The organism is Bordetella genomosp. 13 (genome assembly GCF_007679965.1).
Taxonomy (GTDB): Bacteria; Pseudomonadota; Gammaproteobacteria; order Burkholderiales; family Burkholderiaceae_B; genus Bordetella.
The window spans coordinates 249,116-275,093 of sequence record NZ_VEHL01000008.1 but is presented as its reverse complement, the minus strand read 5'-3'; the positions used below and the strand labels follow the sequence as shown (position 1 = coordinate 275,093).

Sequence of the window (25,978 nt, the reverse complement as noted above, 5' to 3'; positions counted from 1 at the left end):
CTCCTCAGACGCCGTCCTCGGCCTGCGCGGTGATCAGCACCACCGTGGTCAGGCGTTCGCGTGCGCTGCGGTCGCGCCCGCCGGCCAACAGCGGCGCATCGGGCAGCACGCGGCGGCGCTCGTATTCGTCCTCGCGCCGGTCGAAGCCCGACAGGATCACCGGCACGCCGGGCCGCAGCTCGACCTGCTGCACGGTGCCGCTGCCGTCGACCGCGATCTGCTGCACCTGCAGCTGGTTGCCGGTCTCGCCGAAGCTGATGGACTTCAGGGGCTGCGCCACGGTGTTGTCGTAGGACACCGACAGCAGGATGCTGCCGTCGTCCTGCGCATCGGGCACCAGCGTCAGCACGGTGCCCACGGTCTCCTGCTTCTGGCTGATGGAGACCGAGGGCAAGGCGGCCGCGACACCGCCCGACGCGGGCACGGCCACGCTCTGCACCTGGTCGACATACGAGAACGTCGAGCGCACCGCGTGCGTGACCGGACGACGATTGAGTGTCAGCAGCGGCACGCTGGCATGCCGCACCACCGCCCCCATGCTGGACAGCGCATTGACCACCGCGCGCGATCCCGCGAGCGGGCCGCCGGCCACGGCCGCGCTGGCCGCCGCCGCGGCGCTGTTCGCATCGGCCGGCAAGGACAGCGAGGCCACGCCGCGCAGGCTGTCGTAGACGGCCGACCAGTCGATGCCGGCCTCGGCATCGTCGTGCGTCTGCACGGTGATCTCTTCGAACACCAGGCGCACGCGGCGCGTCAGCGAGCGGTTCTCGCGCTCGACGAACGCGCCGATGCGGTCGAGCACGGCGGGTGTGTCGGTGACCACCAGGGACGTGCCCCCGCCCTCGGCCTGCGCGATGACGCCCGCGCGCGTCAGGAAGGGCTCGAGACGGCTGCGCACCGCCTGCACGACCTGCTGCTCGCCGCTGGACAGCGTGGTGCTGGACGCGCTTTCGAATCCGCCGGACTGCGCGCTGGCCGCGCGGCCCAGGCGCGCATCGACACGGCTGGCCAAGGTCAGCGTGCGCACGTCGAAGACGCGCGTCTGCGTACGGTAGAACTCGATGGCGCCCTGGTGATAGCGCCATTGCAGATAGAGCTGCGCCGCCAGGGCATCCAGCGTATCGGGCAGCGGGCGGGGCCCCGACTGGATCTCGATGCGCGTGGCGGCTTCGACCGCCAGGGTGGCCTCCTCGGCCAGGCGGGGCAGGAACAGTTCGTGGGGCAGCAAGGCATCGGGATGCACGCGCACGGCGATGCCGGTGGCACGCTGCAGGCGTTCGGCGATGGCGGGCAGGTCGATGCGACCGGCGAACAGCAGCGTGGTGTCCACGTTCGCGCGCAACGCGGGCGGCAGCAGCACGTCGCGCGCCAGGGGCTGGGCGGGGCCCGCCAGCCAGGGTTTCGCGACGTCCTGCGCGGCGCTGCGCGCCTGCGGATCGGTCATGCGGTCCTTGAACCGGCGCTGTTGTTCCTGCACCGCCTGCTCCTGCTGGCGGGCCTGGCCGCGCAGGACCTGCAAGGCCTCGCTGACCCCGCAGCCGCCCAGCGCGACCGACGCGCCGGCCAGGGGCAGGACACGCAGCAGGAGCGAGGCACGGGCTCTCGGCACGACACGCGGCACCAACGACGCCCGGCCCCTCGACAAGACACACGGCAGGCGTTTCATGACGGCACCCCGGCGGGCATGGCGGAGGGGTCGCAGGCCTGGGTAAAGGGCACGACGCGCAGCACGCGATTGGTATAGAAGCAGGGTTGCACGGGCCGGTCGGTCAGTTCCGTCGATCCCAGCAACGCACGCACGGCCTGCTTGAAGTCGGAGCCGAATTCGGCGCTGCCGGCCAAGGGGATGTCGACGTCGACCGCCCAATGCTGGGCCTGGAAGGTCCAGCCTGCGGCCTGCGCCCAGCGCGCCAGCACCGCGCGCAGCGTGGCCTCGGGCGGCCCGGCATGGAAGGCCGGCGAAGCAGCGGGACGTGGCGCGGACAGGACGCCGGAGGACGCCGACGGCTGCGAAGACGCGGATGGCGCGGACAGGCTGGCGGTTGCGCCGGACATCGGTGCACCGGGCGCCGCCGCACTCGACTTCAGCGCCTCGGACGTCATCGCACCGGCCATTGCCGCGCCCGGCGCCGTCGCGCCAGGATCCACGGCCCCCGCCTGCTGCGCCCCCACCGCACCAGGCTCCATGCCCCCATACCCACCGGCCTGGCCCGCCACGATGGCCACGGGCGCGGACGCCGTGCCCAATGGCACCACCCCCTGCCTGCCGAGCGCCGGTTCGCCGGCCCGGGCCGCGCGCGCCACGTACCGGCCGCCGCGCATCGTCAGAGACCGCCAGGCCCCGTCGAGCACCACGTAAGGCCCTTGCCTGCGCCACGCGACCAGGCGGTCGCCCTGCGCCGTGCCGGCGAAGATGGCCGGCACCTCCTGCCCCGCGCCGAACTGCAGCCAGACCTGCGCGTCGGTGGCGAACACCTGCAGCGGCGCCACGGCGGCGTCGCCCGACAGCTTCCAGTCGAAGTCGTAGGACCCGGCCGGACCGGGACCGCTCAGTCCATCATCCGCCAGCGCCGCGCAGCCGCCGGCCGCCAGCAACAGCACCAAACCCGCCCACCGAACCATGCGTCCTCCGCCACCGCCATCCGTCAAGCCCGCATGGTGGGCCAGCCGGAAAAACGGCGATAGACGCAGATCTACGCATGGATCGATCGGTCACTGCGACGCGCACGGCCTGCGTGCGCACTGGCCGCGCGACTCAAAACAGCGCGTGGAGAAACGTGCCGACGTTCTGGTAAGCGGTATGCAGCGCGTCGACCATGGCATCCAGACCCTGAACGGGCGCCTCGATCCAACTGGCCATTGCATGCAGCTTGCCGTTCAGCGCCTGGACTGCGTCGACCACGCCCTGCACCGCGTCATCGGGGGGGGCCGCCGGCAAGGGCGGCGGCACGGGCGCGGCGTGGACACCGCCGTCGAGCGCGCCCGGCAAGGCACCCAGGCCGCCCAGCGCCGAATTCACCGCAGCCAATTGGTCCGCCAGCCATGCGGCCGACGCCAGGACCTGCTGGACCCACCTGCCCAGCTCGGCCGCCAGGACCCGCAGCGCATCGCCCAGGCCCGGCACATCGTCGATCGAGATATTCCAATTATTGTTGTCGAATACCCGCAAACTATTGATCGTTGCATCGAGCATGCCGATCGAAACCTTTGATTTTTTTAATTGTCGCGCGCTCCTCGCGAAACCTCACCCTCCTCAAATTACCGGCAACACCCCGCGGATTTTCGCCTTCCGCGACGCGCATCGGCCAAGATGGATTCGATGGAGCACAACGTCTAGTTGAAAAACAAAACCTAAAAACAAAAAACAGAATTGCCCCTTTTATTATTGCGGCTGCATATTCCGCATTTGCCGGATCGAGCCGGTGGCAAGGGGTTCGGGCATTTTTTTCGCCTGGCCCGCATAATGAAAAAAACGCCCCGGATTATACCGGGGCGCTTATTACTCCACGCTTACGCTTACTTCTGCTGGGCAATCGACCTGGCTTGCGCCGCCGCGTTGTTCAGCGCCGCCATCGGCGGGGTACGGCCTTCCAGCGCCTCGTCCAGGCCCCGGCTGAGCACGGGCTCGATGCGGTCGTAGTTGTTCATGCGGAAACCGCGGCCGCTGGAGGTAGGCTGGTTGCGCATGGCGGCCACCAGTTGCTGGGCGCCCGGCATGCGGTCGTAGAACGATACGTCGGAAGCACGGAACGCCGCTTCGGTCAGGGGCAGGTAGCCCGTGCGCTGGTGCCATTCGGCGGCGATCACCGGCTTGGACAGCCAGGCCAGGAACTGCGCCGTGGCCTTCTCTTCCGATTGCGGACGGCCTTCGATGGCCCACAGCGCCGCGCCGCTGACGAACGGACGGCCCGCGTTGGGCGTGGCCTGGTCATAGAACGGCAGCGGCGCCACGCCGAACTTCAGCGACTTGTTGTCCAGGAACTGGCCCAGCGCGCCCGAGCCGGTGGTCAGCACCGAGCAGTCGCCCTTGGCGAACAGCGCGTCGTTGGCACGGTCTTCGGAGTGGTTGGTGAACAGGTCGGAACGCTTCCAGCTGACCATCAGCGACAGGTGGCGCATGTACAGCGTGTCGAACTGCAGCGCTGGCGCGGCGCGGCCCTTGTCCAGGCCGTTCTCGTTGCTGGTGTAGGTCTGGCCGTTGATCGGCGCCAGGTTCTCCAGGTGCACGGAAACCTGCTCACTGGAGGCGTACGGGCAATTGGAATTGGCCACGTCGCGCAGCTTCAGCAGATCGCCCTGCAGGTCGGCCCAGGTGCGCGCCGGCTTGTTCGGATCCAGGCCCGCCTTCTTGTACTGGTCCAGGTTGTAGAACATGACGGGGATCTCGGCCATCCACGGGAAAGCCAGCAGCCGGCCACGCGCATCGCGCGTGAAGCTGGACGTGGTGGGCAGGAACCAGTTGGCGTCCTTGATCGGGTACTTGGCCAGCAGCTCGTGCATCGGCAGGATGTCGCGATGCTCGGCCACCACTTCGGGCGAATGGTTGTCGTCCAGCTGCAGCAGGTTCGGGCCGTTCTTGCTCTTGCGCGAGGCGGCGGCTTCCTGCTTCAGGGCGGCCTGGGTCGGGAAGGCGCGCAGCGTGACCTGCACGTCGCCCTGCTCCTTGTTGTACTGCTTGACCAGTTTCTCGAACTCGGCCTTGTTGGGGCCGGCCAGCGTGTGCCAGACCTGGATCGGGACGGCGTCGGCATACGCCGCGCCGGAGGCGGCCATCGCCAGGCCGAACAACCACACGCGACGCGTGGCGCCCAATGCACGGGCCACGCCCGAGTGTTGCAGTGTCTTCATAAGTGTCATGACCCCAGAAAGGGAAAGTCAGGTTCCGGCCTGCGTCCGCTGAGCAGGTCGGCTAAGGCTCGTCCCGAACCCACGCCCATGGTCCAGCCCAGCGTGCCGTGGCCCGTATTGAGATACAGGTTGGGAATGCGGGTCTGGCCGATGAGCGGTACGTTCGAAGGCGTGGAAGGGCGCAGGCCCGACCAATAACTGACGCCCTCGAAATCGAGGGCGTCGGGAAAGAGTTCGCGCGCCAGGCGCAACAGCGCCTCGCAGCGCGCGGTGTTCAGGCCGCGGTCGTAGCCGGCCAGCTCGGCGGTGCCCGCCATGCGCAGGCGGTTGCCCAGCCGCGAGAACACCACCTTGTGGCTGCTGTCGGTCAGGCTGACGGTGGGCGCGCGCGCCGGCGCCAGCACCGGGAACGTGGCCGAGTACCCCTTGGCGGGATAGACGTTGCACGGCACGCCCAGCGGGCGCACCAGCGTGGGCGTGTAGCTGCCCATCGCGACCACGTAGGCGTCGGCCACCAGCCGGCCGTAGCGCCCGTCGGGGCCGATGAGCTCGACGCCCTGCACGGCGCCGCCGACGCTTTCCAGGCGCGTGGCCTGGGTATTGAAGCGGAATTCGACGCCGGCCGCTTCGCAGTGCTGCGCCAGCGCGGCGGTGAACAGGTGCACGTCGCCGCTTTCGTCCTCGGGCGTGTAGTCGCCGCCCACGATGGTGCCGCGATGCGGCGCCAGGGCGGGCTCGATCGCGATGACCTCGTCGGGGCCGATGACGCGGCGCTCGACGCCGAAGTCGCGCATCAGGCCGGCGGCCCGCTGCGAGGCTTCGAACTCGTGCGGGTCGCGGTAGAAATTGAGGATGCCGCGTTCCAGGTGTTCGTACTGGATGCCCATCTGGGCGCGCATGCCGCGCAGCGTGGCGCGGCTGTACTCGGCCATGCGCACCATGGCGCGGATGTTGGGCGCCAGCCGCGACGGCAGGCATTCGCGCAGGAAGGCCAGGCCCCACATCCATTGCCGCCAGTCGAGTTGCGGGCGGAACAGCAGCGGCGCGTCGTCGCGCGCCAGCCACTTCAAGAGCTTGAGGGGCGCCTGCGGATTGGCCCAGGGCTCGGCGTAGGACACCGAAATCTGGCCGCCGTTGGCCAGGCTGGTTTCCTGGGCCGGGCCGGCGCGGCGGTCGATCACCACGACCTCGTGGCCCGACTGGCTCAGCCACCATGCGGTGGAGACGCCGATGATGCCGCTGCCCAAAACCGCTACTTTCATGCGCCAATTGCCCCCTGCGTGCGAAGCTCGGCCGGAACGGCCACAGGCCGTGCGCACCGGACGAGGTGCTGGTCCGGCAGTTTACCCCGAGGGGCCGCCGCGTTCGTCATTTCAATGCGTAAAACAGGGTCGCGCGCGACCCCGCGGCACAGGCCCCGTGGGCGCTCAGCCCGCCGCGCGCGCCAGGTCGGCCTGCGAGGTGAAGGCATCGGCGTAGAACTCCTCGGGCGGCAGGCCGCACTGCAGGCTGAACTCGCGGCGCGCGGCATCGACCATCAGCGGCGTGCCGCAGGCATACACCTGGTGGCCGGAGAGATCGGGCATGTCCTGGATGACGGCCTCGTGCACGTAGCCCGTGCGGCCCTGCCAGCCGTCTTCCGGCAGGCCGTCGGACACGACGGGCACGTAGCGCAGGTTGGGCAGCGCATCCGCCCACGAGCGGGCCAGTTCGTCCATGTACAGGTCATGCGGCCGGCGGCCGCCCCAGTACAGCGTGACCGGCCGATCGATCTGCTTGTGCACCATGTGCTCGACGATGGCCTTGACTGGCGCGAAGCCGGTGCCGCTGGCCAGCAGCACGATGGGCTTGGCGCTGTCCTCGCGCAGGAAGAACGAGCCGAACGGCCCTTCCAGGCGCAGGATCTCGCGCTCTTTCATCTGCGTGGCGCCGGCGCCGAACACGTGGTCGGTGAACAGCCCGCCCGGCAGGTGCCGGACGTGCAGTTCGAGCGGGCTGCCGGTGTGCGGCGCGCCGGCCATCGAATAGCTGCGGCGCTTGCCGTCCTTCAGGATGACCTCGACGTACTGGCCGGCGTAATAGCGGAACTGCTCGGCGGCCGGCAATTGCAGCTTGATCACGACCACGTCGGGCGCGACGCGCTCCAGCGTCTGCACGCGCGACGGCAGCTTGCGGATCTGGATGTCGGTGGCCAGCCGCACCTCGGCGGACTCCACCACCAGGTCGGTCTGCGGGCGGGCCTGGCAGAACAGCGTGTAGCCGCGCGCCAGTTCCTCGGGCGCCAGCACCTGCGCGGGGTAGGGACCGGCGTCGTACTCGCCCTCGAGCACCTTGCCCTTGCAGGTGGAGCACGCGCCGGTGCGGCAGCTGTAGGGCAGCACGAATCCGGCCGCCATCGCGGCCTCGAGCACGGTCTGGCCGGACTCGACCTGGAATTGATGCTTGCTGGGTTGGATCGTTACCTGAAAGCTCATGATCTGTTGGCAGATACCCGGTGGCCGGCGCCGCGCGCGGCGGGTTCGGCATCGGGCTGGATGATTGACGTCGAATTGTCAGATTCTAGCGCCCGAACCCATCTGCATGTCCTGCATGGGCCGCCGCGGGCCCGGGTGCGTGCGATCCCGGCCGCGGGGCGATCCGGCGACGGGCCCACGCAACGCCCGCAATGCCTATAATCGCGCTTGTCCCGGGACGACCCGGGATCGCAGTCCCGGCCGCAGTCGCTGCGCGCCGTCCCGGACGGCGCCTCTACCGGGGACGGCCCCTTACCTGCCGGCCTGCCGCCGGCGCCATTGCAAGGGCTGTTCAATGACCTGGCTCATCCTCGTGCTGGCCGGACTCCTCGAAGTCGTCTGGTCCATCGGACTGAAGTACACCCACGGCTTCACGCGTCCCCTCCCCTCTGTTCTCACCGTCGTGGCCATGATCGCCAGCTTCTGGCTGCTGTCGCAGGCCATGAAGACCCTGCCGCTGGGCACCGCCTACGCCATCTGGGTGGGCATCGGCACCATCGGCGCGTTCATCGCCGGCATCATCCTGTTCGGAGAATCCGCCAGCACGGCGCGCATCGTCAGCGTCGGGCTGATCGTGGCGGGGCTGGTGGGTTTGAAGCTCTCGGCGGGCTGATCCGGCGCCATCCGTGCCATCGGCGGGTCCATGCCGGCCGTTCACGCCCGCCGGCCGGCGCAACGCAGCAGGCCCGTCTGACGGGCACGGGCCGAACCGCCGGGCGCCGCGCACGCCCCCGTGCCGGGCGCGCCGCGCCGTCCGCCTCAGAAATCCAGTTCGACGTCCACCGGATCGCCCACGCGCAGGCACACCCGGTCCTGGCCGGCCACGATGGCGTTCTGCCCGAACACCACGCCCACCTCCAGTTGGCGGTAGCCGGCCAGCGTGCGGCCGGGTTCGTCGCCCCGGACCGCCGTGGCCTGGTCCACGTCGGGCACGGGACAGCGCGTACAGGGCTTGACGAAGGCCAGCCGCGCCGCGCCCGCGGTGATCGCGGCGGTGTAGTCCTCCTCGAATGCCGGCCAATCGCCCTGTACCACGATGTTGGGCCGGAACCGGTTCATCGGCACCGCGGCCTTGCCCTGCGCGGCCAGGCGGGCGTTCAGGTCGTCCAGCGAGGCCTGGTTGGCGACCAGCAAGGGAAAGCCGTCGGCGAAGCCGAACAGGTGCTCGCCCTCGAATTCGCCGGCCAGGTCAGGATGGGCGTCGCGCCAGCGGTCCACCCATTCCGAGCGCGCAGGGCGATGCGCCTGTGCGTCCACCTTCAGCAGCCGGCACGCATGGCCCAGGAACTGGCTGAACCATTGCGCCGCGCGCGGATGCTCCGCGCGGGCGGGCACCCGGTCGCGCCACACCACCACGCGCTCGACCGTATCGGCCAGCTCCGATCCGTCCAGCGGCACCGCCAGCGGCGCCATGCCGGGCGCGTCAAGGCGCAGCACCGCGCCGTCCAGCGCGGTGCGGATCAGCGCCATGGCGGGCCACTGGCGCTGCGTCATGAACTGACCGGCCTCGTCCACCAGCATCCAGCGCCGGTCGTGCGCCAGGCCGGCGCGGTCCAGGTCGGATTCGGCCAGGTCGATGCCGGCGCAGGACTTGATGGGATAGACGTGCAGGCTGAGGATGCGGGCGGACATGATGGCGGGCGGGATGGACCGGAAAAGAGAAGCAGCATAGCGCGGCTGCGCGCGGGATGGGCGTGTCCAAGGCATGCCGCCCCGGGCAACTCAGCCCGCGAACCCACCCTCCGCCAGAAATTGCAACTCCTGCGCCGTCGACGCGCGCCCCAACAGCGCATTGCGATGGGGAAAGCGGCCGAAGCGCTCGATGATGCGCTGGTGCACGAGGGCGAAATCCAGCGAGCGCGGGTCCAGCGTGGCCATCAGCTTCACCGCGTTGGCCTGGTCGTCCGCATTCTCTGAATGCTCAAACGGCATGTAGCAGAACGCCCGCAGCCCGGCGTCGACGCGCACGTCGAGGCCGCCCTCGACGGCCAGTCGCGCGAAATGGCGCGCCAGCGGGTCGGTGGCGAACATGTGCGCCGTGCCGCGATAGGCGTTGCGCGGAAACTGGTCCAGCAGGATCAGCAGCCCGAGGATACCGTCGGCATCGGCGGCCCACCCGTCCAGCTCGCGCCGCGCGGCGGCCAGGTGCAGGCCTTCCCAGCGCTGGCGGAAATCCCGGTCGAACTGCGCATCCTTGCGGAACCAGCGCGAGGGCCCCGCGTCGCGCCAGAACTGCAGGACGCCCTGCGCGGTGTCTTCGTAGTGCGGCATCGAAACGGTCTCCTGCCTGAGCGAATGAAGTTGTGCCGATCCGGAATCCAAGGCACGGCATAAATACCGATGGCCGTCATCCCTTTGCCTACCGGCCAATTGCCAAGCGGACGGGCCTGCCTATGCGGCTCAACATCTCAACCAGGGTATCGATCGTGAACTTGGTGGTCTTCTTGTTCACCACGTCCGACACACGCGGCCGTGAAACCATCAGGATTTCCGCCGCGTCGGCCTGCTTCAGGTGATGCTGTTCGATCCACCCCGCCAGCTCTGTCATAAGCTGTTCCTTAAGCTGTCTGGTGTCATTGATCTGCCGCTGCGACGCCCGGTGCAGCCGCCGAGCCTCTTCCTGCGGGAATCCCAGCTCCAAGAATAGGTTCGCCCCAGGTTTGGTCACATGGCGGATTTCAGTGTCGATCTTCATGACTTGCCTTCCCTCGCGTCGACGATGGCCCGACAGCGTGCTTTTGCAATGCGCTTGTCCTGCTGGCCGGTTGCCCGCGTCTTCTTCTGAAAGCAATGAAGAACATACAGGGCTTCCTCAAACTTGGAAACGTACATCACCCGGAATGCGCCGCCAGATTCCCGGAAGCGGATTTCACGGGTGCCGGCACCGACTTCATCAAAAAGCTTCCAGTCCTCAGGCTCCAAGCAAGCCTGCCCTGCCCAACGGGAAGCCCGCCCCCCGCCGGCGGGCTTCGATGGGAAAACCCAGCAGGTCTTCATAGGCCGAGCCGACCCAACGAATTTCTTTGTCCACCACGCACCACTGTATAAAATTTTATACCAAGACGAGTTCCGGTGCAGGGAACCGAAGGCAGTCACCAGCCGCCGATACGCCCCCCATCCGGCCGCTTCGCGCACCGGCTTGTCCTCGTCGTGAACATAGTGCATGAACAATCATCGCGATCTTGCGACCCGTGAGCTTCTGTCCATCTTCGCCCTGCTCGGCAACGCCGATCGGTCACCCTCCCGCAGTTGCATTTCGCTTCGCTCGTCGTGACCCATTCACGGCGAGACCTGCACCCGCAGAAGTGCGCCCCTGCCGGGCGCAAAAAAAGGCCCGCCATCATCGATGGCGGGCCTCAGTCATACCGTGCAACGCCGCGGACCACGCCGGCACGCGGCCGCGGCGCTGCCCGGCGTCACACGAGCTTGAGCTTGTCCAGCGGGGTCAGGGCCTTGAAAGCCTTGCGCGTGGCGATGTGCTCGGGGCGCGGACTCAGCCCGTACTTCGGCGGATTCAGCGTGTTCTCCATGCTGTTGTAGACCATGAAGACGTTCGAACGCGGATAAGGCGAGATGTTGCTGTTCGAGCCGTGCATGGTGTTGCAGTCGAAGAACACCACCGAGCCCGCCTTGGCCATCATGGTGCGCAGGCCGCCGGCCTGTTCGGCCAGCAGTTGCAGGCTGACCGCGTCGGGCACGCCATATTCCTGCTTCTTGAGCGACTGCTTGTAGTGCTCGCGCGGCGTCTCGCCCACGCACGAAATGAAGTGGCGGTGCGAGCCCGGCACCAGCATCAGCGGGCCGTTGGTCTCGTCGTTGTCCGACAGCAGCACCGAGCAGCTCAGCGCGCGCATGGCGGGCATGCCGTCCTCGACGTGCCAAGTCTCGAAATCCGAGTGCCAGTAGAACTCCTTGCCCTTGAAGCCAGGCTTCATGTTGGCGCGGGTCTGGTGCAGGTAAACCTCCGATCCGAGGATCTGGCGCGCCACGTTGATCAGGCGCGGCTCGCGCGCCAGGCGCTCCATGACCTGGCTGAACACGTGCACCATGAAGATGGAGCGCACGGCGTTGCTGCCGGGTTCGGTGATGGCCTCCTCGCGGCGCACGATGGCCGGGTCGCGCGTCATGCGGTCGACCTCGGCCACCAGCGCTGCCACTTCCTGCTCGGAGAAAAGGTTCTCCAGCAGCAGGAAGCCGTCGCGCTCGTAGCTGCCGAGCTGTTCGGCCGACAGCGCATCGGCATACTTGCCGTCGCCGTAGACCACGGGATCCTGGCGGGCCAGGATGGCGGAGCCTCGGTCCGTACGCGAGGCGTACGGATCCTTCGCAGGTGAGATCATGAATATCCTCCTGTCGTCAGGCCGCTTTCTCGACCGGCAGCGCGTAGACGCCGTCGGCATCGTGCACTTCCTGGCCGGTCAGCGGCGGATTGAAGACGCAAATGACGCGCAGCGGTTCCTTCCCGCCGCACAGCCAGTGTTCGTCGTTCTCGTTCAGGGCATAGACCACGCCCGGGCCCAGCGCGTGGGTCTTGCCGTCGGCGATCACCTCGATCGAACCGTCGCCCTCGATGCACCACACGGCCTCGAGGTGGTTCTTGTAGTGGATGTGCGTGCGGGTACCCGGAAAGATGGTGGTCTCGTGGAACGAGAAGCCCATGCCATCCTTCTTCAGCAGCACGCGGCGGCTCATCCAGGTATCGGTGCGGACCTCGTCCTTGGTTCCGATCACATCCTTGACGTTACGTACGATCATCGACGCTTTCCTCCAAAGTTGAGCACACGTGCGGGTTGGGAATCCTCGGCCAGGGCCTCCGCCACGCTGGCCTCGATGACGTCCAGACCGCGGGTCAGCAGCTCGTCCTCGATGGTCAGCGCCGGCAGCAGCTTCAGCACTTCATCGTGCGCGCCGGCGGTCTCGATGACCACGCCGCGCTCGAAGGCCTTGCGGGCGATGCGGTTGGCCAGGTCCGGCTGGTTGCCCGTGACCAGGCCCTGGATCAGGCCGCGGCCGCGGACCGACAGGCCGGCGTTGGGATAGCTGTGCGCCAGGTTCTCCAGCCAATCGCGCACCATGCGTTCCTTGCGCTGCACGTCGGTGGAGAACGCGTCGCTGGCCCAGTAGGTGTCCAGCGCGGCGGTCGCGGTGACGAAGGCCAGGTTGTTGCCGCGGAACGTGCCGCTGTGGGCGCCCGGCTTCCAGATGTCCAGCTCGGGCTTCATCAGCACCAGCGACATCGGCAGGCCATAGCCCGACAGCGACTTCGACAGCGTGATGATGTCGGGGCGGATGCCGGCCGATTCGAAGCTGAAGAAACTGCCGGTGCGGCCGCAGCCGACCTGGATGTCGTCGACGATCAGCAGCATGTCGTGGCGGCGGCACAGCTTTTCCAGTTCCTTCAGCCAGCGCAGCGTGGCGACGTTGACGCCGCCCTCGCCCTGCACGGTCTCGACGATGACGCCGGCCGGCTTGTCCATGCCGCTGCTGGGATCGTCCAGCATGCGTTCCAGGTAGGCGATGGTGTCCACGTCCGGACCGAAGTAGCCGTCGTACGGCATGAACGTGGTGTTGCCCAGGGCATAGCCCGCGGCGTCGCGGAACTTCATGTTGGCGGTGGCCGCCAGCGAGCCGCCGGACACGCCGTGGAAGCCGTGGGTGAACGAGATGATGTTCGGACGGCCCTTGACCTGGCGCGCGATCTTCAGCGCGGCCTCGACGGCGTTGGTGCCGGTGGGGCCCGTGAACTGCAGCGTGTATTGCCAGTTGCGCGGCTTGAGCAGCACGCGATCCACGGTTTCAAGGAAATGCTTCTTGGCGCTGGTGGCCATGTCCAGGCCGTGCACCACGCCATCAGATTGCAGGTACTCGACCAGCTTTTCCTTGAAGACGGGATTATTGTGACCGTAATTCAGAGTGCCGGCGCCGCTGAAGAAGTCGATGTACTCTGTGCCCTCTTCATCGATCAGCAGCGAACCTCGCGCCTGGCTGAAGACCACCGGAAACGAACGGATATAGCCGCGTACCTCCGACTCCATCCGATCAAAAATTTTCAAGTCCATGGCAACTTTCTCCTTTAGCAGCTTAGGTTGACAGGCGAACGGCTCCCCGCCGGCGGGCCAGATCGGCACCGGTCGGGGACGTCACGGTGGTGGTACAGGCCGTCAGCGGGCCCCGAGGGGGCGCATGCTGAACGGACCTATTTTCAAGAGCATCTCGTCGTCGTGGTCGGCCCCTCCGAAGGCCTGGCGGTCGAACAGCGGCTGTTCGGCGACGTGGGCGCCGGCTTCGCGGGCCAGCCCGGCGAAGGTGCGGCGAGAGGCCTGGTTGTCGGGTGCGACCGTGGTCTCGAGATGGCGGACGTGTTCAAGGCCGGGGCGCTGCAGCAACTCACGCAGCATCCTGCGTGCCAGGCGGTGACCGCGGGCGCGGCCGTGCACGGCGACCTGCCAGACGAACAGCACGTCGGGACGTTCCGGGACGAGGTAGGCGGAAATGAAGCCGTCGATGTGCCCGCCCTCGCTCTCGGCGACGATGCAGGTGGCGGCGTTGTGCTCGCACAGCAGCAGGTAGGCGTACAGCGAGTTCACGTCCAGCGGGGGACACTCGCCGATCAGGCGGTGGATGGCGGCGCCATCGTTGCGCCGGGGCTGGCGCAGGGTGTATTGCGTAAGGTCCGTGCCGTGCGCACCAGCGCGGGGGCTGGTGGGTGTTGCGTACAGATCGATTTTCTTCATACGACCAATCCCGATTCCGGCGGCGCTCCGCCCGTGGGCACTTCCAGGATGGGCGAGGCCGGATCGCTATGCGTCTCGATAGCGTGGCCGCCCTGTTCCATCAGTTCCACGATGCGTTCCAGCGCCAGGGTGATGGTGGCCTGCTCCAGTTCGGGCAGGGCGTTCAAGGCATCCGCCAGATGCTTCTGCAATGGCGAAGGCGCCTCGATGGCCAGGGCGCGACCCGCCTCGGTGGCGGTCACGAAGACGATGCGGCGGTCTTCGCGCCCGCGTTCGCGGCGGATCAGGCCCTTGTCCTCGAGCCGGTCCAGGATGCCGACCACGGTGCTGGGGCTGACGTGGATCTCGCGGCTGATCGCCGTGGCGGTCAGGGGACCGTTGGCGATGACGGTGCGCAGGCACATCAGCTGGGGCGCCGTGATGTGGCTCACCGCCGACAACTGCCGCGAATGCAACGCGATCGAACGCGTGATGCGGCGCAGCGCCCGCAGGATGCGCAGGTCGTACTGCTGCATCGGCGGGGTGTTGGAGGAATCAGCGGTAGCCGAATTATTCATGGTGAAAATTAGTTCAGAAAAAATGATTTCTACCGAAATGATATGGCCCGAAGCCAGTTCCGTCAACCCATGGTAGACAGAACTTTCGGTAGAAATGCAATAAATTAGGGAAAAATTAACAGAGGATGTCGCCATTACCGGTCGCGGCGGCATCATCGTTACACGTGATACAGGGATGCGCAATACGGTCGCTGTCGCCCTGGCAGGGGCCACGAACGACGCAGAAATGATTCGGGGACGGCGCAATGCACCGTCCCCGATCGCCAGGCCTGACGAATCCTGCCTGACGTATGGTTACAACCGGCGGCCCGACGCGCCGTGCGCCCTACTCGAACACCGGCGACAGCACCGGCTGCTTGGGCCGCACGTCCAGCTGGCGTCCCTTGCGGGCGCGCTTGCCCACGTAGGGCGCGAGCGCCGGACCGGCCAGGATGTCTTCCGTGGGCTTGTTGCGGTAGATGCCCGCCGCGCGCAAGCCCTTGCGCCCGATGGGCACCACCTGCTGCACGCCGTCCTTGTCGTCCAGCCCCATCAGGATGGTGCCGCGGCCGCCGCCGGACAGCGCCTTGACCTCGTCCAGGCCGAACACCAGGAACTTGCCCTTGGCCGACAGCAGCGCCAGTTGCGCCGCGCCCTCGAACAGCGGCACGGGACGCAGCAGCTCGTCGCCCGGCTCCAGCGACACGAACTGCTTGCCCGCGCGCTGGCGGCTGGTCATGTCGGACAGCTTGGTCGCGAAGCCGAAGCCGCCACGGGTGGCCAGCAGCCAGCGGCTGTCGGGCGCGGCCGCCAGCATGTGCGTGATGCGGGTGCCGGTTTCCAGGTCGATCATGGTGGTGACGGGCTGGCCGTCGCCGCGCGCCGAAGGCAGCCCGGACACCGCCACCGTATAGGCGCGGCCATTGTCGCCCAGCGCGATCAGCGTGTCGGTGGTGCGGCACTCGAAGGCGCCGTACAGGTCGTCGCCCTGCTTGAACGCGAACTGCGAGGCGTCGTGGCCATGGCCCTGGCGGGCGCGCAGCCAGCCCTTCTGCGACACCACCACCGTGACGGGCTCGTCGACCACGCGGGTCTCGAGCACGGCGCGTTCGGCGGTCTCGATCAGCGTGCGGCGCTCGTCGCCGAACTGCTTGGCGTCGGCCTCGATTTCCTTGATCAGCTGGCGCTTGAGCGACGACGCGTTCTCCAGCAGGTCCTGCAGCTTGAGCAGTTCCGCGCGCTTGTCGGCCAGCTCCTGCTCGACCTTGATGCCGTCCAGGCGGGCCAGCTGGCGCAGGCGCATCTCCAGGATGTCCTCGGCCTGGCGTTCGGTCAGGTCGAAGCGCTTCATCAGCGCCTCGCGCGGCTCGTCGGCCTCGCGGATGGTCTGGATGACCTCGTCCACGTTCAGGTAGACGATCATGCGCCCTTCCAGCACGTGGATGCGGTCGCTGACCTTCTCCACGCGGTGGCGGGTGCGGCGCAGCACCGTGGCGGTACGGAACTGCACCCATTCGTCCAGGATGGCGCGCAGGCCCTTCTGGCGCGGCCGGCCGTCCAGGCCGATGCACACCAGGTTGATGGGCACGTTGCTTTCCATGCTGGTCTGCGCCAGCAGGGTGTTGACGAACTCGTCGCGATCGACCTTCGAGGTCTTGGGCTCGAACACCAGCCGCACGGCGGCGTCCTTGCCCGACTCGTCGCGCACCGCGTCCAGCAGGCCCAGCATCACGGCCTTGGACTGCAGCTGCTCCGGGGTCAGGCTCTTCTTGCCGGCGCGCACCTTGGGATTGGTGATCTCCTCGATCTCTTCGAGCACCTTCTGGCCCGAAGTGCCCGGGGGCAGCTCGTGCACGACCAACTGCCACTGGCCGCGCGCCATTTCCTCGAACTGCCAGCGCGCGCGGGCCTTCAGCGAGCCGCGGCCGTTGGCGTAGATGGCGGCGATGTCGGCGGGCGGCGTGATGATCTGGCCGCCCCCGGCGAAGTCCGGCCCGGGCACCAGCTCGGCCAGCGTGGCGGCATCCATGTTCGGATGGCGGATCAGCTCGACGCAGGCGCGGGCCACTTCGCGCAGGTTGTGCGACGGCATCTCGGTGGCCATGCCCACGGCGATGCCCGACGCGCCGTTCAGCAGCATCATGGGCAGGCGCGCGGGCAACTGCTGCGGCTCTTCCTGGCTGCCGTCGTAGTTGGGCACGAAGTCGACCGTGCCCTCGTCCAGCTCGTCCAGCAGCAGGCGGGCGATGGGCGTCAGGCGCGCTTCGGTGTACCGCATGGCGGCGGCGTTGTCGCCGTCGCGCGAACCGAAGTTGCCGTGGCCGTCGATCAGCGGATAGCGCAGCGAGAACGACTGCGCCATGCGCACCATGGCGTCGTAGGCCGCCTGGTCGCCGTGGGGATGGTATTTGCCCAGCACGTCGCCCACCACGCGGGCGGACTTGACGGGCTTGGCGCCGGCGGCCAGCCCCATTGCCTGCATGGCGTACAGGATGCGGCGCTGCACGGGCTTCTGGCCGTCGCCCACGTCGGGCAGCGCGCGGCCGCGCACCACGGAAACGGCATAGTCCAGGTAGGCCTGTTCGGCATACGCGCCCAGCGTGATGGCGGCGCCATCTTCCGGGGGCGCCGCGAACAGGTCCGGTTGATTCGTGTCGGTCATGGGTGTCTGTGGCCTTGCGGAATATCTTTGAAATGGACGGGTCGTGCGCCTAGGCGCCAACCAGGCTGGCGTCGGCCACGTGCTGCCGCAGCACGGCGCGTACCTCGGCCAGTACGGCCTCGGACTGGCCGCGCTTGGGTACGATCACGCCCTGCGCGCCGCCCAGCATCACGTACAGGTGGTCGGCGCTTTCCTCGACGCGGCTGACGGCCTCCCAGGGCACGCGGCCCGAGGCGCTGTCGGTGGTGTCGTCGATGCCGTCGGGCCCGAACGCCAGCCGGTGCACGCCCAGGAAAGGCTGGTCGGCCTGCTGGCGCAGCAGGCGCCGCACGTTGGCCCGGATCAGCACGGGCAGCAGGCGCTCGAAGCCCAGCACCAGCAAGGCCAATGCGCCCAGCCCCAGCACCACGGCCAGCGCGAAGTCGCGCAGGAACGGCGCCCAGGCGACGTCGCCGCCGTTCCAGGCTCGCGACAGCAGCAGCGCCGCCAGGCCGATCACGGTGATCACCGCGAAGCGCTTGTGGCGCGCCCAGCGCTGGCGGCGCACCGCAGGCTGCTGGTGGGCGCGCTGCACGAAGGCGGCATAGTCGTCGGCGCGCAGGTCGACGGTCATCGAGGCGTGCGCCATCAGATGTCCAGCTCCGCCAGGTTGCCCTTCTCCTCGATCCAGGCGCGGCGCTGGGCCGACTCGCCCTTGCCCATCAGCATGTCGAACATGCGGGTGGTGTCGTCGGGCGACAGGCCGCCGTAGCCCACCGGCAAGAGGCGCCGCGTGTCCGGGTTCATGGTGGTCTCCCACAACTGCTCGGGATTCATCTCGCCCAGGCCCTTGAAGCGGCTGATGCTCCAGCTGCCCTCGCGCACGCCTTCCTTGCGCAGCTTGTCCTGCGCGGCTTCGAGCTCGCCGTCGTCCAGGCAGTACATCTTGCGCGCGGGACGCTTGCCTTGCGCCGGCACGTCGAGGCGGAACAGCGGCGGGCGCGCCACGAACACGTGGCCGGCCTCGACCAGGCGCGGGAAGTGGCGGTAGAACAGCGTCAGCAGCAGCACCTGGATGTGCGAGCCGTCGACGTCGGCGTCGGACAGGATGCAGACGCGGCCATAGCGCAGCCCCGACAGGTCGGGCGTATCGGTCGGCCCGTGCGGGTCGACGCCGATGGCCACGGCGATGTCGTGGATCTCGTTGTTGGCGAACAGGCGGTCGCGCTCGACCTCCCACGAGTTCAGCACCTTGCCGCGCAGCGGCAGGATGGCCTGGAACTCCTTGTCGCGGCCCATCTTGGCCGAGCCGCCGGCCGAGTCGCCCTCGACCAGGAACACCTCGGTGCGGGTGGCGTCGCTGCTTTCGCAATCGGTCAGCTTGCCGGGCAGCACGGCCACGCCGGAGCTCTTGCGCTTCTCGACCTTCTGCGCCGAACGCACGCGCGCCTGCGCCTGGCGGATGGCCAGCTCGGCCAGCTTCTTGCCGTACTCGACATTGCTGTGCAGCCACAGGTCCAGCGCGCCGCGGGCGAAACCGCCCACCAGGCGCACCGCGTCGCGGCTGTTCAGGCGCTCCTTGATCTGGCCCTGGAACTGCGGGTCGAGCACCTTGGCCGACAGCACGAAGCTGGCGCGCGCGAACACGTCCTCGGGCAGCAGCTTGACGCCCTTGGGCAGCAGGCTGTGCAGCTCGGCGAAGCCCTTCACCGCCGAGAACAGGCCCTCGCGCAGGCCGGATTCGTGCGTGCCGCCCGCTGGCGTGGGGATCAGGTTGACGTAGGACTCGCGCATGACGTTGCCGTCTTCGGTCCATGCCACCACCCACTGCGCGCCCTCGCCTTCGGCGAAGCTTTCGTGGTCGGCGCCGGCATACTGCTGGCCGTCGAAGAAAGGCACCATCAGTTCGGCGCCGGCCAGGGCCTCGGCCAGGTAGCCGCGCAGGCCATCGGTGTATTGCCAGGTCTTGACGTCGCCGGTCTTCTCGTTGATCAGCGACACCTTCACGCCGGGCAGCAGCACGGCCTTGCTGCGCAGCAGGTGCGTCAGCTCGCCGGTGGGAATGGCGGGACTGTCGAAATACTTCGGATCGGGCCAGCAGCGCACGCGCGTGCCTGACTTCTTGCGCGGGCCCGGCGCCTCATAGGGCGCGAGGGGTTCGGCGACGTCGCCGCCCTTGAAGACCAGCCGGCTGGTGGCGCCGTCGCGCCAGACGACCACTTCCAGCTTGGTGGCCAGGGCATTGGTGACGGACACGCCGACGCCGTGCAGGCCGCCCGAGAAGGCATACGCGCCGCCGCCCGCCTTGTCGAACTTGCCGCCCGCGTGCAGGCGGGTGAACACCAGCTCGACCACGGGAGCGTTCTCTTCGGGGTGCATGCCCACCGGGATGCCGCGCCCGTCGTCCTCGACGGAAACGCTGCCGTCGGCATGCAGGATCACCTGGATCTGCTTGCCATGGCCGGCCAGCGCCTCGTCGGCGGCGTTGTCGATGACTTCCTGCACGATGTGCAGGGGATTTTCGGTGCGCGTGTACATGCCCGGGCGCTGCCGCACGGGCTCCAGGCCTTTCAGGACGCGGATGGACGCTTCGGTGTAACGTGGTGTGGCCAAGTTATCCCCAAGATCTGTGGAAAAAAACCGACATTTTACGGACAGGCGCCCAGCCCGCGCGGTTCCCGGTGGGATGCGCAGAGCCTGAGCAGCCCCGGATTCGGTACGATGGCGCTTACGGTTCCGCCCGGTGATCCCGGACCTCCCGTCGCGCCGCAACATGCTACACAAAAGCGGCGAACGCTGTTGTTATCGACAGTGGTATGCTTAGTCCATTGCAACCAACAAGAACGGTGGCCGGTACGCCAGGCGGTTGCCCGCCGCGCGGCGCCACGCCGCTGAACCCGAGAAACACCATGAGCGAGCAAATCAAGAACGTTAGTGACGCCAGCTTCGACAGCGACGTGCTGCAGGCCGGCCAGCCCGTGCTGGTCGACTATTGGGCGGCCTGGTGCGGCCCCTGCAAGATGATCGCCCCCATCCTGGAAGAAGTCGCCACCGAATACGCCGGCCGCCTCACCGTGGCCAAGCTCAACGTCGACGAGAACCAGGACACCGCCGCCAAGTACGGCATCCGCGGCATTCCCACGCTGATGCTGTTCAAGGACGGCCAGGCCGCCGCCACCAAGGTCGGCGCCCTGTCGAAGTCGCAACTTACTGCATTCCTCGACGGCGCGTTGTAAACTGCCGGGGACGGCGTAGATAACGCAAGTCGCCGCCCGCCAGGGCGGCGACCGGTTCCCACAAAAAAATTCCTACCGCGTGGGCACATCCGCTGCCTGCCAACACATCCCCTCTCTTCTTCCCCCCTCTCACCGCAATGCACCTCAATGAACTGAAGGCGCTGCACGTATCGCAGTTGCTGGAAATGGCCGCTGGCCTGGAAATCGAGAACGCCAACCGCCTGCGCAAGCAGGAACTGATGTTCGCCATCATGAAGCGTCGCGCCAAGCAGGGCGAGCAGATCTTCGGCGACGGCGTGCTCGAAGTCCTGCCTGACGGCTTCGGCTTCCTGCGGTCGCCCGAGACGTCGTACCTGGCCAGCACGGACGACATCTACATCTCGCCCTCGCAGATCCGCCGCTTCAACCTGCATACCGGCGATTCCATCGAAGGCGAAGTGCGCGTGCCGAAGGACGGCGAGCGCTACTTCGCGCTGGTCAAGGTCGACAAGATCAACGGCGCCGCGCCCGAGTCGATCAAGCACCGCATCATGTTCGAGAACCTGACGCCGCTGCATCCGAACCAGCCGATGCGCCTGGAACGCGACATCAAGAGCGAAGAGAACCTGACGGGCCGCATCCTCGACATCTTCGCCCCCATCGGCAAGGGCCAGCGCGGCCTGGTGGTCGCCAGCCCCAAGTCGGGCAAGACGGTGATGATGCAGCACATCGCGCATGCCATCACCACCAACTTCCCCGACGCCGTCATGATCGTCCTGCTGGTCGACGAGCGCCCTGAGGAAGTAACCGAAATGCAGCGCACGGTGCGCGGCGAAGTCGTGGCATCCACCTTCGACGAGCCCGCCACGCGCCACGTGCAGGTCGCCGAGATGGTCATCGAGAAGGCCAAGCGCCTGGTCGAGATGAAGAAGGACGTGGTGATCCTGCTGGACTCCATCACCCGCCTGGCCCGCGCCTACAACACCGTGGTGCCCGCGTCGGGCAAGGTGCTGACCGGCGGCGTCGACGCCAACGCCCTTCAGCGTCCCAAGCGCTTCTTCGGCGCGGCGCGCAACCTCGAGGAAGGCGGTTCGCTCACCATCCTGGGCACCGCGCTGATCGAGACCGGCAGCCGCATGGATGAAGTCATCTACGAAGAGTTCAAGGGCACCGGCAACTCGGAAGTCCACCTCGAGCGCCGCCTGGCCGAGAAGCGCGTCTACCCGTCCATCAACCTGAACAAGTCGGGCACGCGCCGCGAAGAGCTGCTGATCAAGCCCGAACTGCTGCAGAAGGTGTGGGTGCTGCGCAAGTTCATCCACGACATGGACGAAGTCCAGTCCATGGAGTTCATCCTGGACAAGATGCGCGCCACCAAGACCAACGCCGAATTCTTCGACATGATGAAGAAGTAAGGAGCGGCGGCGCCGGCCCGGATGCCTCATCCGGCGCCGGCGCCGCCGGCCATGGCCGGGGCCGGCGCCTGGCGCGGCGGCGCGGCAAGCCTGGCCCCGTCCCGCGGGTCGGCGCGCATCACCCCATGTCAGCTCCTGCCGGCCCTGTCGGCGGACAGCCGCCTATCCCGGCACACCTGATGGTCGTACGGCTCAGGGCTCGACCCATCCATCGCCGCGCTGCTGCGGCCACGGCTGCTGCGGCGCCGCGGGCGACGGCGTCGTCCGCGTCCCGTCCGAATCCACGCTTTCGACCTTGGGATCGTCGAACGGTCCGGTGACCCGGTACCGCACCGACATGGCCTCGGCCAGCGGCTCCTTCAGCAGCCACTGCGTCACGAACGCGCCCAGCCCGACCAAAGGATTGACGGCCAGCGCCGTCACCACCGCCGCGCCGCTGGCGTCCAGGTTGGGCACCACCACTGCGCGCATGTCCCAGCGCTCGGCCACCAGGTCGGCCTTGCCTTCAAGCGAGACGGCCGCCACCGGGCCATTGATCTTGTAGCCGTCGGTCGTCACCACGCCGCCGCCGATCTTCATGTTGCCGCGCACCGTGTCGAACGGAAAGCCTTCGCGCAGCACGTCGATCGGATTCACGTCCAGCTTGATCAGCCGCTGCAGCGATTGCAGCGACAGCACTTCCAGCAGGCGCGCCGTGCGCGAGTTCAGGTTCAGGAAGCGGCCCTTGTCCAGGCTGACGGCCAGCCCGCCCTCCAGGTCGGCCACGTCGTGGCGCCACGGAAAATTGCGCCAGGCGATGCGGCCGTCCACCGTGCCCGCGCCGTCGCTGATGGTACCCTCGTGGCCGACGCGCGCCAGGAACTTGCCCAGGTCCTGGAACGAGGCCTTGGTGTCGACGGTCAGCCCGCGGTCGCCGCCGCTCAGGCGCCATTGGCCCTTCGCGTCCAGCGTGGCGCTGTCGCTGGCGATGCGCAGCCTGTCCAGGCGCCACAGGTTGCCGCGCTCGAGGTTCGTGCCCAGCACTTCGAGGCTGCCTACGTCGTGGCCGTACAGGGTGAACTGCTTGGCCTGCACGTCGATGGCGGGGATGTCGGAGAGTTCGCTGCCCGAGTCGGCGTCCTGGCCCTGCCCGCCGCCGCTCTCGTCCCCGGTGCCGATGCCCTGCTCGCCGCCCAGCGCCAGGCGCGAGAAACGCGCCAGCACCTTGCCCGCGACGGCACCCTGGGCCTCCGTCCATTCGAGCGTGCCGGCCGCCTGGCGCGCGTCGAGATTGACGCGCCACTGGGCCGGCGTGGGACGTTGCGCGTACAGCGTCAGCTGGTCCAGCGTATGGCCGGAGGCCTGCAGGCGCTTGGCCGACAGGCTGATCTGGTTCAGGGGCGGCATCAGGCCGGACTCGGCGGCATCGGGCGCGCCCGGCTCGCGCCTGCCTGCGGGCTGCATGGGAGCCTTGCCAGCGGACTGCGCGGCCTGCGTGGCGGATTGCGTACCCTGCGAAGCGGACTGCGTCCCCTGCGCCGCGGCCGCCCGCGCGCGTGCCCGCCGCGCCTCGGCGGGCGGCGGCTCGGCGGCGAAGGCCTCGGCCGCGTCGTTCCACCCGTCCAGGTCCAGCGTGTCGAAGCTGCCCGAGACGCTCAGGCCCTGCGTGGGCAGCGTGGCCGCGCGGCCCACGCCCAACGCGCCGCGGCCGAAATACGGACCGCCGCCGCGCGTCGACGGGTCGCGTTCCAGCAGCAGGTTGATGTCCTCGCCCAGGCCGCCCGACAGCCAGCGCCGGCCCTCCGGCCCGCGGTCCGTGGCCGGGCTGAACTGCAGCCGCAGCGGCAGGGCCGTCTCGGCCCGCTTGCCGACGGGGGCCGGCAGGTCGATGGCCATGCCCGTAAGCTCGCTCTGCACCGAGACATCCAGGTCCGCGCCCTTGGAGTAGGTCAGCCGGCCCTGGTAGTCGGTCTTGCCCGACAGCCGCTGCAAGCCGGGCGAGCGGCTCAGTTCCGACAGGCCGGCGGCGCTCAGCGTACCGGCGAAGTTCAGCGCGCGGCCATTGCCCATGCCGCCCGACACGCGCGCGGGGCCGCCCAGGAAAGTGGCGCGCAGGTCGCGCGCCTCCAGGCCGCGCTCGGTGAAACCCAGCTCGCCGTGCAGCTGCGTGAAGCGCGGGATCTGCGGCATCAACTGGAAATCGCCGCCCGTGAAGCCCACATGCCCCTCGACGCGCGCGTCATCGACGTTGGCCAGCGGGATGCGCAGCTTCAGCGGTACCTGCCACACCCCCGTGCCCTGCGCCTCGGCCAGCACGCCGTCCAGCAGGCCGCCCAGCGGCGAATTCGCGGCCAGCGCCAGGTACGCCGGCGCCGGGCCTTCGGAGGCGCCGGTCACCGACAGTTCCGCATCGTGTTCCAGATCGGGAATCGAGGCCTGCACCGCGCCCAGCCCGACCACCTGGCCGGGACCGGTCGGCACCTGCCCGTCCCGGGTATCCAGGGTCAGGCTGGCCTTGTCGATGGCGAAGCCGCCGTGCAGCTTCTCCAGCCGCGGCCAGCCCTTGCGCCTGCCTTCGGCCGGCGCATAGTCGACCACCGCGTCGCGGTACGCGCCCGCGATGCGGAACTCGCCCGTGCTGCCCTGCCGTCCGAAGGGAAAGTCGGTCAGGTCGCCGCGCAGCGTGACCGCCGCGTCGCGCACCTCGCCGGCCACCAGCCCGCGGGCCAGCCAGCGGCGCGCATCCTCGCTCACGCTCAGCGGCAGATAGCGGTGGATGGCCGGCATCGAGGCGCGCGCCAGGCTGCCGCGCAGGTCCGCGATGCCGGCGGGCGCCCGGCCGTCCTCGTGCCAGGTGCCCTGCAGGCGCGCATCCACGTCGGGATTGACGGCGCGCGCCTGGCGCAGTTCGAGGGTGCGCGGCTGGCCGGGCCGCTGCAGCACGCGGCCATCGATCTGCGCCTGGTCGAACGCCAGGCCGGGCGTCTCGAACACACGGGGCGCATCGATGCGCAGGCCCTCTATCTCGGTATTCAGCGCCAGGCCCGCGGCATCCTTGCTGCGCGCCAGCGGCACGTCTTCAAACTGGAACAGGTCGCCCGGCGCGCCCTGCAGGCGGGCCCGCACGGCGCGCGCAGCAATCGCGCCGCCGCCATTCTCGGGGCCCTGCCAGCGCATGCCGCGCAGCACGGTGTCCAGCGTCACGTCCTGCACCTGGCCATGCGACATGCGCAACCAGGCGCGCGCGGCCATGCGGCCGTCGGGACGGGCCGGCAGCGATACCCAGGGCTGCCATGCCGAAGGCTGCGCATCGTCGAGCTGCACGTAGACCTGCCCGTCCCAGCGCAACGGGTTGCCGCCGTCGCGCGAGAACAGGTGGCGATTGAACTCGCCACGCAGGCTGAAGCCCGCGGCCAGGTCGCCCGGCGTGCGCGCATGGATGCCGAAGCGGTGCGACAGCGCGCCGTTGCGCAGCAGCACGTCGAGATCGGACAGCACCAGCTCGGGCGCCTGCCGCTGCTGGTCCTGCCAGCGCAGCGTGGCGTGATACAGCACGACCTGGCGCTGCGCCAGCAGCCAGCGCAGCGCGGGGGACCGTCCGTCGGAAGGCTCGTCGGGATCGATGGACTGGCCGGCCACCCAGATGCGGCCCTCGGGGTCGCGGCGCACCGTCAGGTCGGCCTCGTCGACGCGCAGGTCCAGCAGCCGCGGCGACAGGCGCGCAAGGCTGCGCCAGGCCACCACGGCGCTGACCGACGGCAGGTCCAGCGCGGGCTCGGCCTGCTGGTCTTCGTAGACGCGCACCGAGGCCAGGCGCAGGCGCGGATTCAGGCCGCTCCAGTCGGCGTCGATGTGGCCGATCCGCACCCGCGCGCCCAGCGCATCGGACACGTGGCGCTCGATCTGCGGACGCCATTGATCCACCCGCGGCAGCACCCAGTACCGCAGGCTCAGGAACGCAGCGGCGGCCAGCACGAAGACCGCCAATACGCCCCAGAACAGGCAACGCAAGACTTTGATGGAAACGGGCACGGAGGGTCGGCAGGAGCAGGCAGGTTGCGGTATCGTCCCTTTATACATTACACGACATTCCGCCA

At 68.5% G+C, this 25,978-nt stretch carries 21 protein-coding genes and 1 pseudogene; 3 read left to right on the top strand and 19 right to left on the bottom strand.

From position 1 onward, the window contains the following. Nucleotides 1-4: 4 nt before the first annotated feature. From FS845_RS19725 to FS845_RS19700, 6 genes are all read right to left on the bottom strand, one after another. A complete protein-coding gene (locus FS845_RS19725) occupies nt 5-1,609 on the bottom strand; it encodes a hypothetical protein (protein WP_260986358.1) in 1,605 nt (534 codons plus the stop codon). A gap of 53 nt (nt 1,610-1,662) precedes the next feature. After that, nucleotides 1,663-2,622, bottom strand: a complete 960-nt coding sequence (locus tag FS845_RS19720) for a TcpQ domain-containing protein (protein WP_260986357.1) — start codon at nt 2,620-2,622, stop codon at nt 1,663-1,665. 133 nt (nt 2,623-2,755) lie between these two features. Further along, entirely contained in the window at nt 2,756-3,193 is a 438-nt protein-coding gene (locus tag FS845_RS19715; protein WP_144638503.1) for a hypothetical protein, read from the bottom strand. A 323-nt stretch (nt 3,194-3,516) separates the two neighbouring features. Further along, the gene (locus FS845_RS19710) at nt 3,517-4,848 is read right to left on the bottom strand and encodes an extracellular solute-binding protein (protein ID WP_144638501.1); all 1,332 of its coding nucleotides are present in this window, start codon (nt 4,846-4,848) and stop codon (nt 3,517-3,519) included. A 5-nt stretch (nt 4,849-4,853) separates the two neighbouring features. Further along, nucleotides 4,854-6,110: a D-amino acid dehydrogenase gene (locus tag FS845_RS19705; RefSeq protein ID WP_144638499.1), complete on the bottom strand. Its 1,257-nt coding sequence runs from the start codon at nt 6,108-6,110 to the stop codon at nt 4,854-4,856. Nucleotides 6,111-6,275: 165 nt separating this feature from the next. Then, complete coding sequence (locus FS845_RS19700; RefSeq protein WP_144638497.1) at nt 6,276-7,322, bottom strand: CDP-6-deoxy-delta-3,4-glucoseen reductase; 1,047 nt, start codon at nt 7,320-7,322, stop codon at nt 6,276-6,278. 334 nt (nt 7,323-7,656) lie between these two features. Here FS845_RS19700 and sugE point away from each other — a divergent pair, with 334 nt between their 5' ends. After that, nucleotides 7,657-7,974, top strand: a complete 318-nt coding sequence (sugE, locus tag FS845_RS19695) for a quaternary ammonium compound efflux SMR transporter SugE (protein WP_144638495.1) — start codon at nt 7,657-7,659, stop codon at nt 7,972-7,974. 146 nt (nt 7,975-8,120) lie between these two features. On the opposite strand, the gene FS845_RS19690 is transcribed toward sugE, so the two are convergent. The 12 genes and pseudogenes from FS845_RS19690 to FS845_RS19635 form a co-directional block, all read right to left on the bottom strand. Continuing rightward, nucleotides 8,121-8,993: an MOSC domain-containing protein gene (locus tag FS845_RS19690; RefSeq protein WP_144638493.1), complete on the bottom strand. Its 873-nt coding sequence runs from the start codon at nt 8,991-8,993 to the stop codon at nt 8,121-8,123. A gap of 90 nt (nt 8,994-9,083) precedes the next feature. Further along, nucleotides 9,084-9,632 carry a DUF924 family protein gene (locus FS845_RS19685; protein ID WP_144638491.1) on the bottom strand — a complete coding sequence of 183 codons (549 nt, stop codon included), beginning with the start codon at nt 9,630-9,632 and terminating at the stop codon, nt 9,084-9,086. 88 nt (nt 9,633-9,720) lie between these two features. Next, nucleotides 9,721-10,056, bottom strand: a complete 336-nt coding sequence (locus FS845_RS19680) for a helix-turn-helix domain-containing protein (RefSeq protein WP_144638489.1) — start codon at nt 10,054-10,056, stop codon at nt 9,721-9,723. Further along, nucleotides 10,053-10,392, bottom strand: a pseudogene (locus FS845_RS19675) (type II toxin-antitoxin system RelE/ParE family toxin). The gene FS845_RS19680 and the pseudogene FS845_RS19675 overlap by 4 nt, the downstream one beginning before the upstream one ends. A 385-nt stretch (nt 10,393-10,777) precedes the next feature. Then, a complete protein-coding gene (thpD, locus tag FS845_RS19670; protein ID WP_144638487.1) occupies nt 10,778-11,701 on the bottom strand; it encodes an ectoine hydroxylase in 924 nt (307 codons plus the stop codon). A 16-nt stretch (nt 11,702-11,717) separates the two neighbouring features. After that, nucleotides 11,718-12,116 (bottom strand): ectoine synthase, encoded by a 399-nt coding sequence (locus FS845_RS19665; protein WP_144638485.1) that lies wholly within the window; start codon nt 12,114-12,116, stop codon nt 11,718-11,720. After that, the gene (ectB, locus tag FS845_RS19660) at nt 12,113-13,420 is read right to left on the bottom strand and encodes a diaminobutyrate--2-oxoglutarate transaminase (RefSeq protein WP_144638483.1); all 1,308 of its coding nucleotides are present in this window, start codon (nt 13,418-13,420) and stop codon (nt 12,113-12,115) included. The genes FS845_RS19665 and ectB overlap by 4 nt, the downstream gene beginning before the upstream one ends. Before the next feature lie 102 nt (nt 13,421-13,522). Further along, nucleotides 13,523-14,095: a diaminobutyrate acetyltransferase gene (gene ectA, locus FS845_RS19655; RefSeq protein ID WP_144638481.1), complete on the bottom strand. Its 573-nt coding sequence runs from the start codon at nt 14,093-14,095 to the stop codon at nt 13,523-13,525. Further along, nucleotides 14,092-14,652, bottom strand: coding sequence for a MarR family winged helix-turn-helix transcriptional regulator (locus FS845_RS19650; protein WP_144638479.1), 561 nt, complete (start codon nt 14,650-14,652; stop codon nt 14,092-14,094). The genes ectA and FS845_RS19650 overlap by 4 nt, the downstream gene beginning before the upstream one ends. Nucleotides 14,653-14,977: 325 nt before the next feature. After that, complete coding sequence (parC, locus tag FS845_RS19645) at nt 14,978-17,293, bottom strand: DNA topoisomerase IV subunit A (protein WP_144638477.1); 2,316 nt, start codon at nt 17,291-17,293, stop codon at nt 14,978-14,980. A gap of 49 nt (nt 17,294-17,342) precedes the next feature. Then, complete coding sequence (locus FS845_RS19640) at nt 17,343-17,921, bottom strand: YcxB family protein (RefSeq protein WP_144638475.1); 579 nt, start codon at nt 17,919-17,921, stop codon at nt 17,343-17,345. Further along, nucleotides 17,921-19,885 carry a DNA topoisomerase IV subunit B gene (locus tag FS845_RS19635; RefSeq protein WP_144638473.1) on the bottom strand — a complete coding sequence of 655 codons (1,965 nt, stop codon included), beginning with the start codon at nt 19,883-19,885 and terminating at the stop codon, nt 17,921-17,923. The genes FS845_RS19640 and FS845_RS19635 overlap by 1 nt, the downstream gene beginning before the upstream one ends. 296 nt (nt 19,886-20,181) lie before the next feature. Between FS845_RS19635 and trxA the strand changes: the two genes are divergently transcribed. After that, the gene (trxA, locus tag FS845_RS19630; RefSeq protein ID WP_144638471.1) at nt 20,182-20,508 is read left to right on the top strand and encodes a thioredoxin TrxA; all 327 of its coding nucleotides are present in this window, start codon (nt 20,182-20,184) and stop codon (nt 20,506-20,508) included. 137 nt (nt 20,509-20,645) lie between these two features. Next, on the top strand, nt 20,646-21,902 hold the full coding sequence (gene rho, locus FS845_RS19625) for a transcription termination factor Rho (RefSeq protein WP_144638469.1): 1,257 nt from the start codon (nt 20,646-20,648) through the stop codon (nt 21,900-21,902). A gap of 192 nt (nt 21,903-22,094) precedes the next feature. Here rho and FS845_RS19620 read toward each other — a convergent pair whose 3' ends face one another. Continuing rightward, complete coding sequence (locus FS845_RS19620; protein ID WP_144638467.1) at nt 22,095-25,913, bottom strand: YhdP family protein; 3,819 nt, start codon at nt 25,911-25,913, stop codon at nt 22,095-22,097. Between the last annotated feature and the right edge of the window lie 65 nt (nt 25,914-25,978).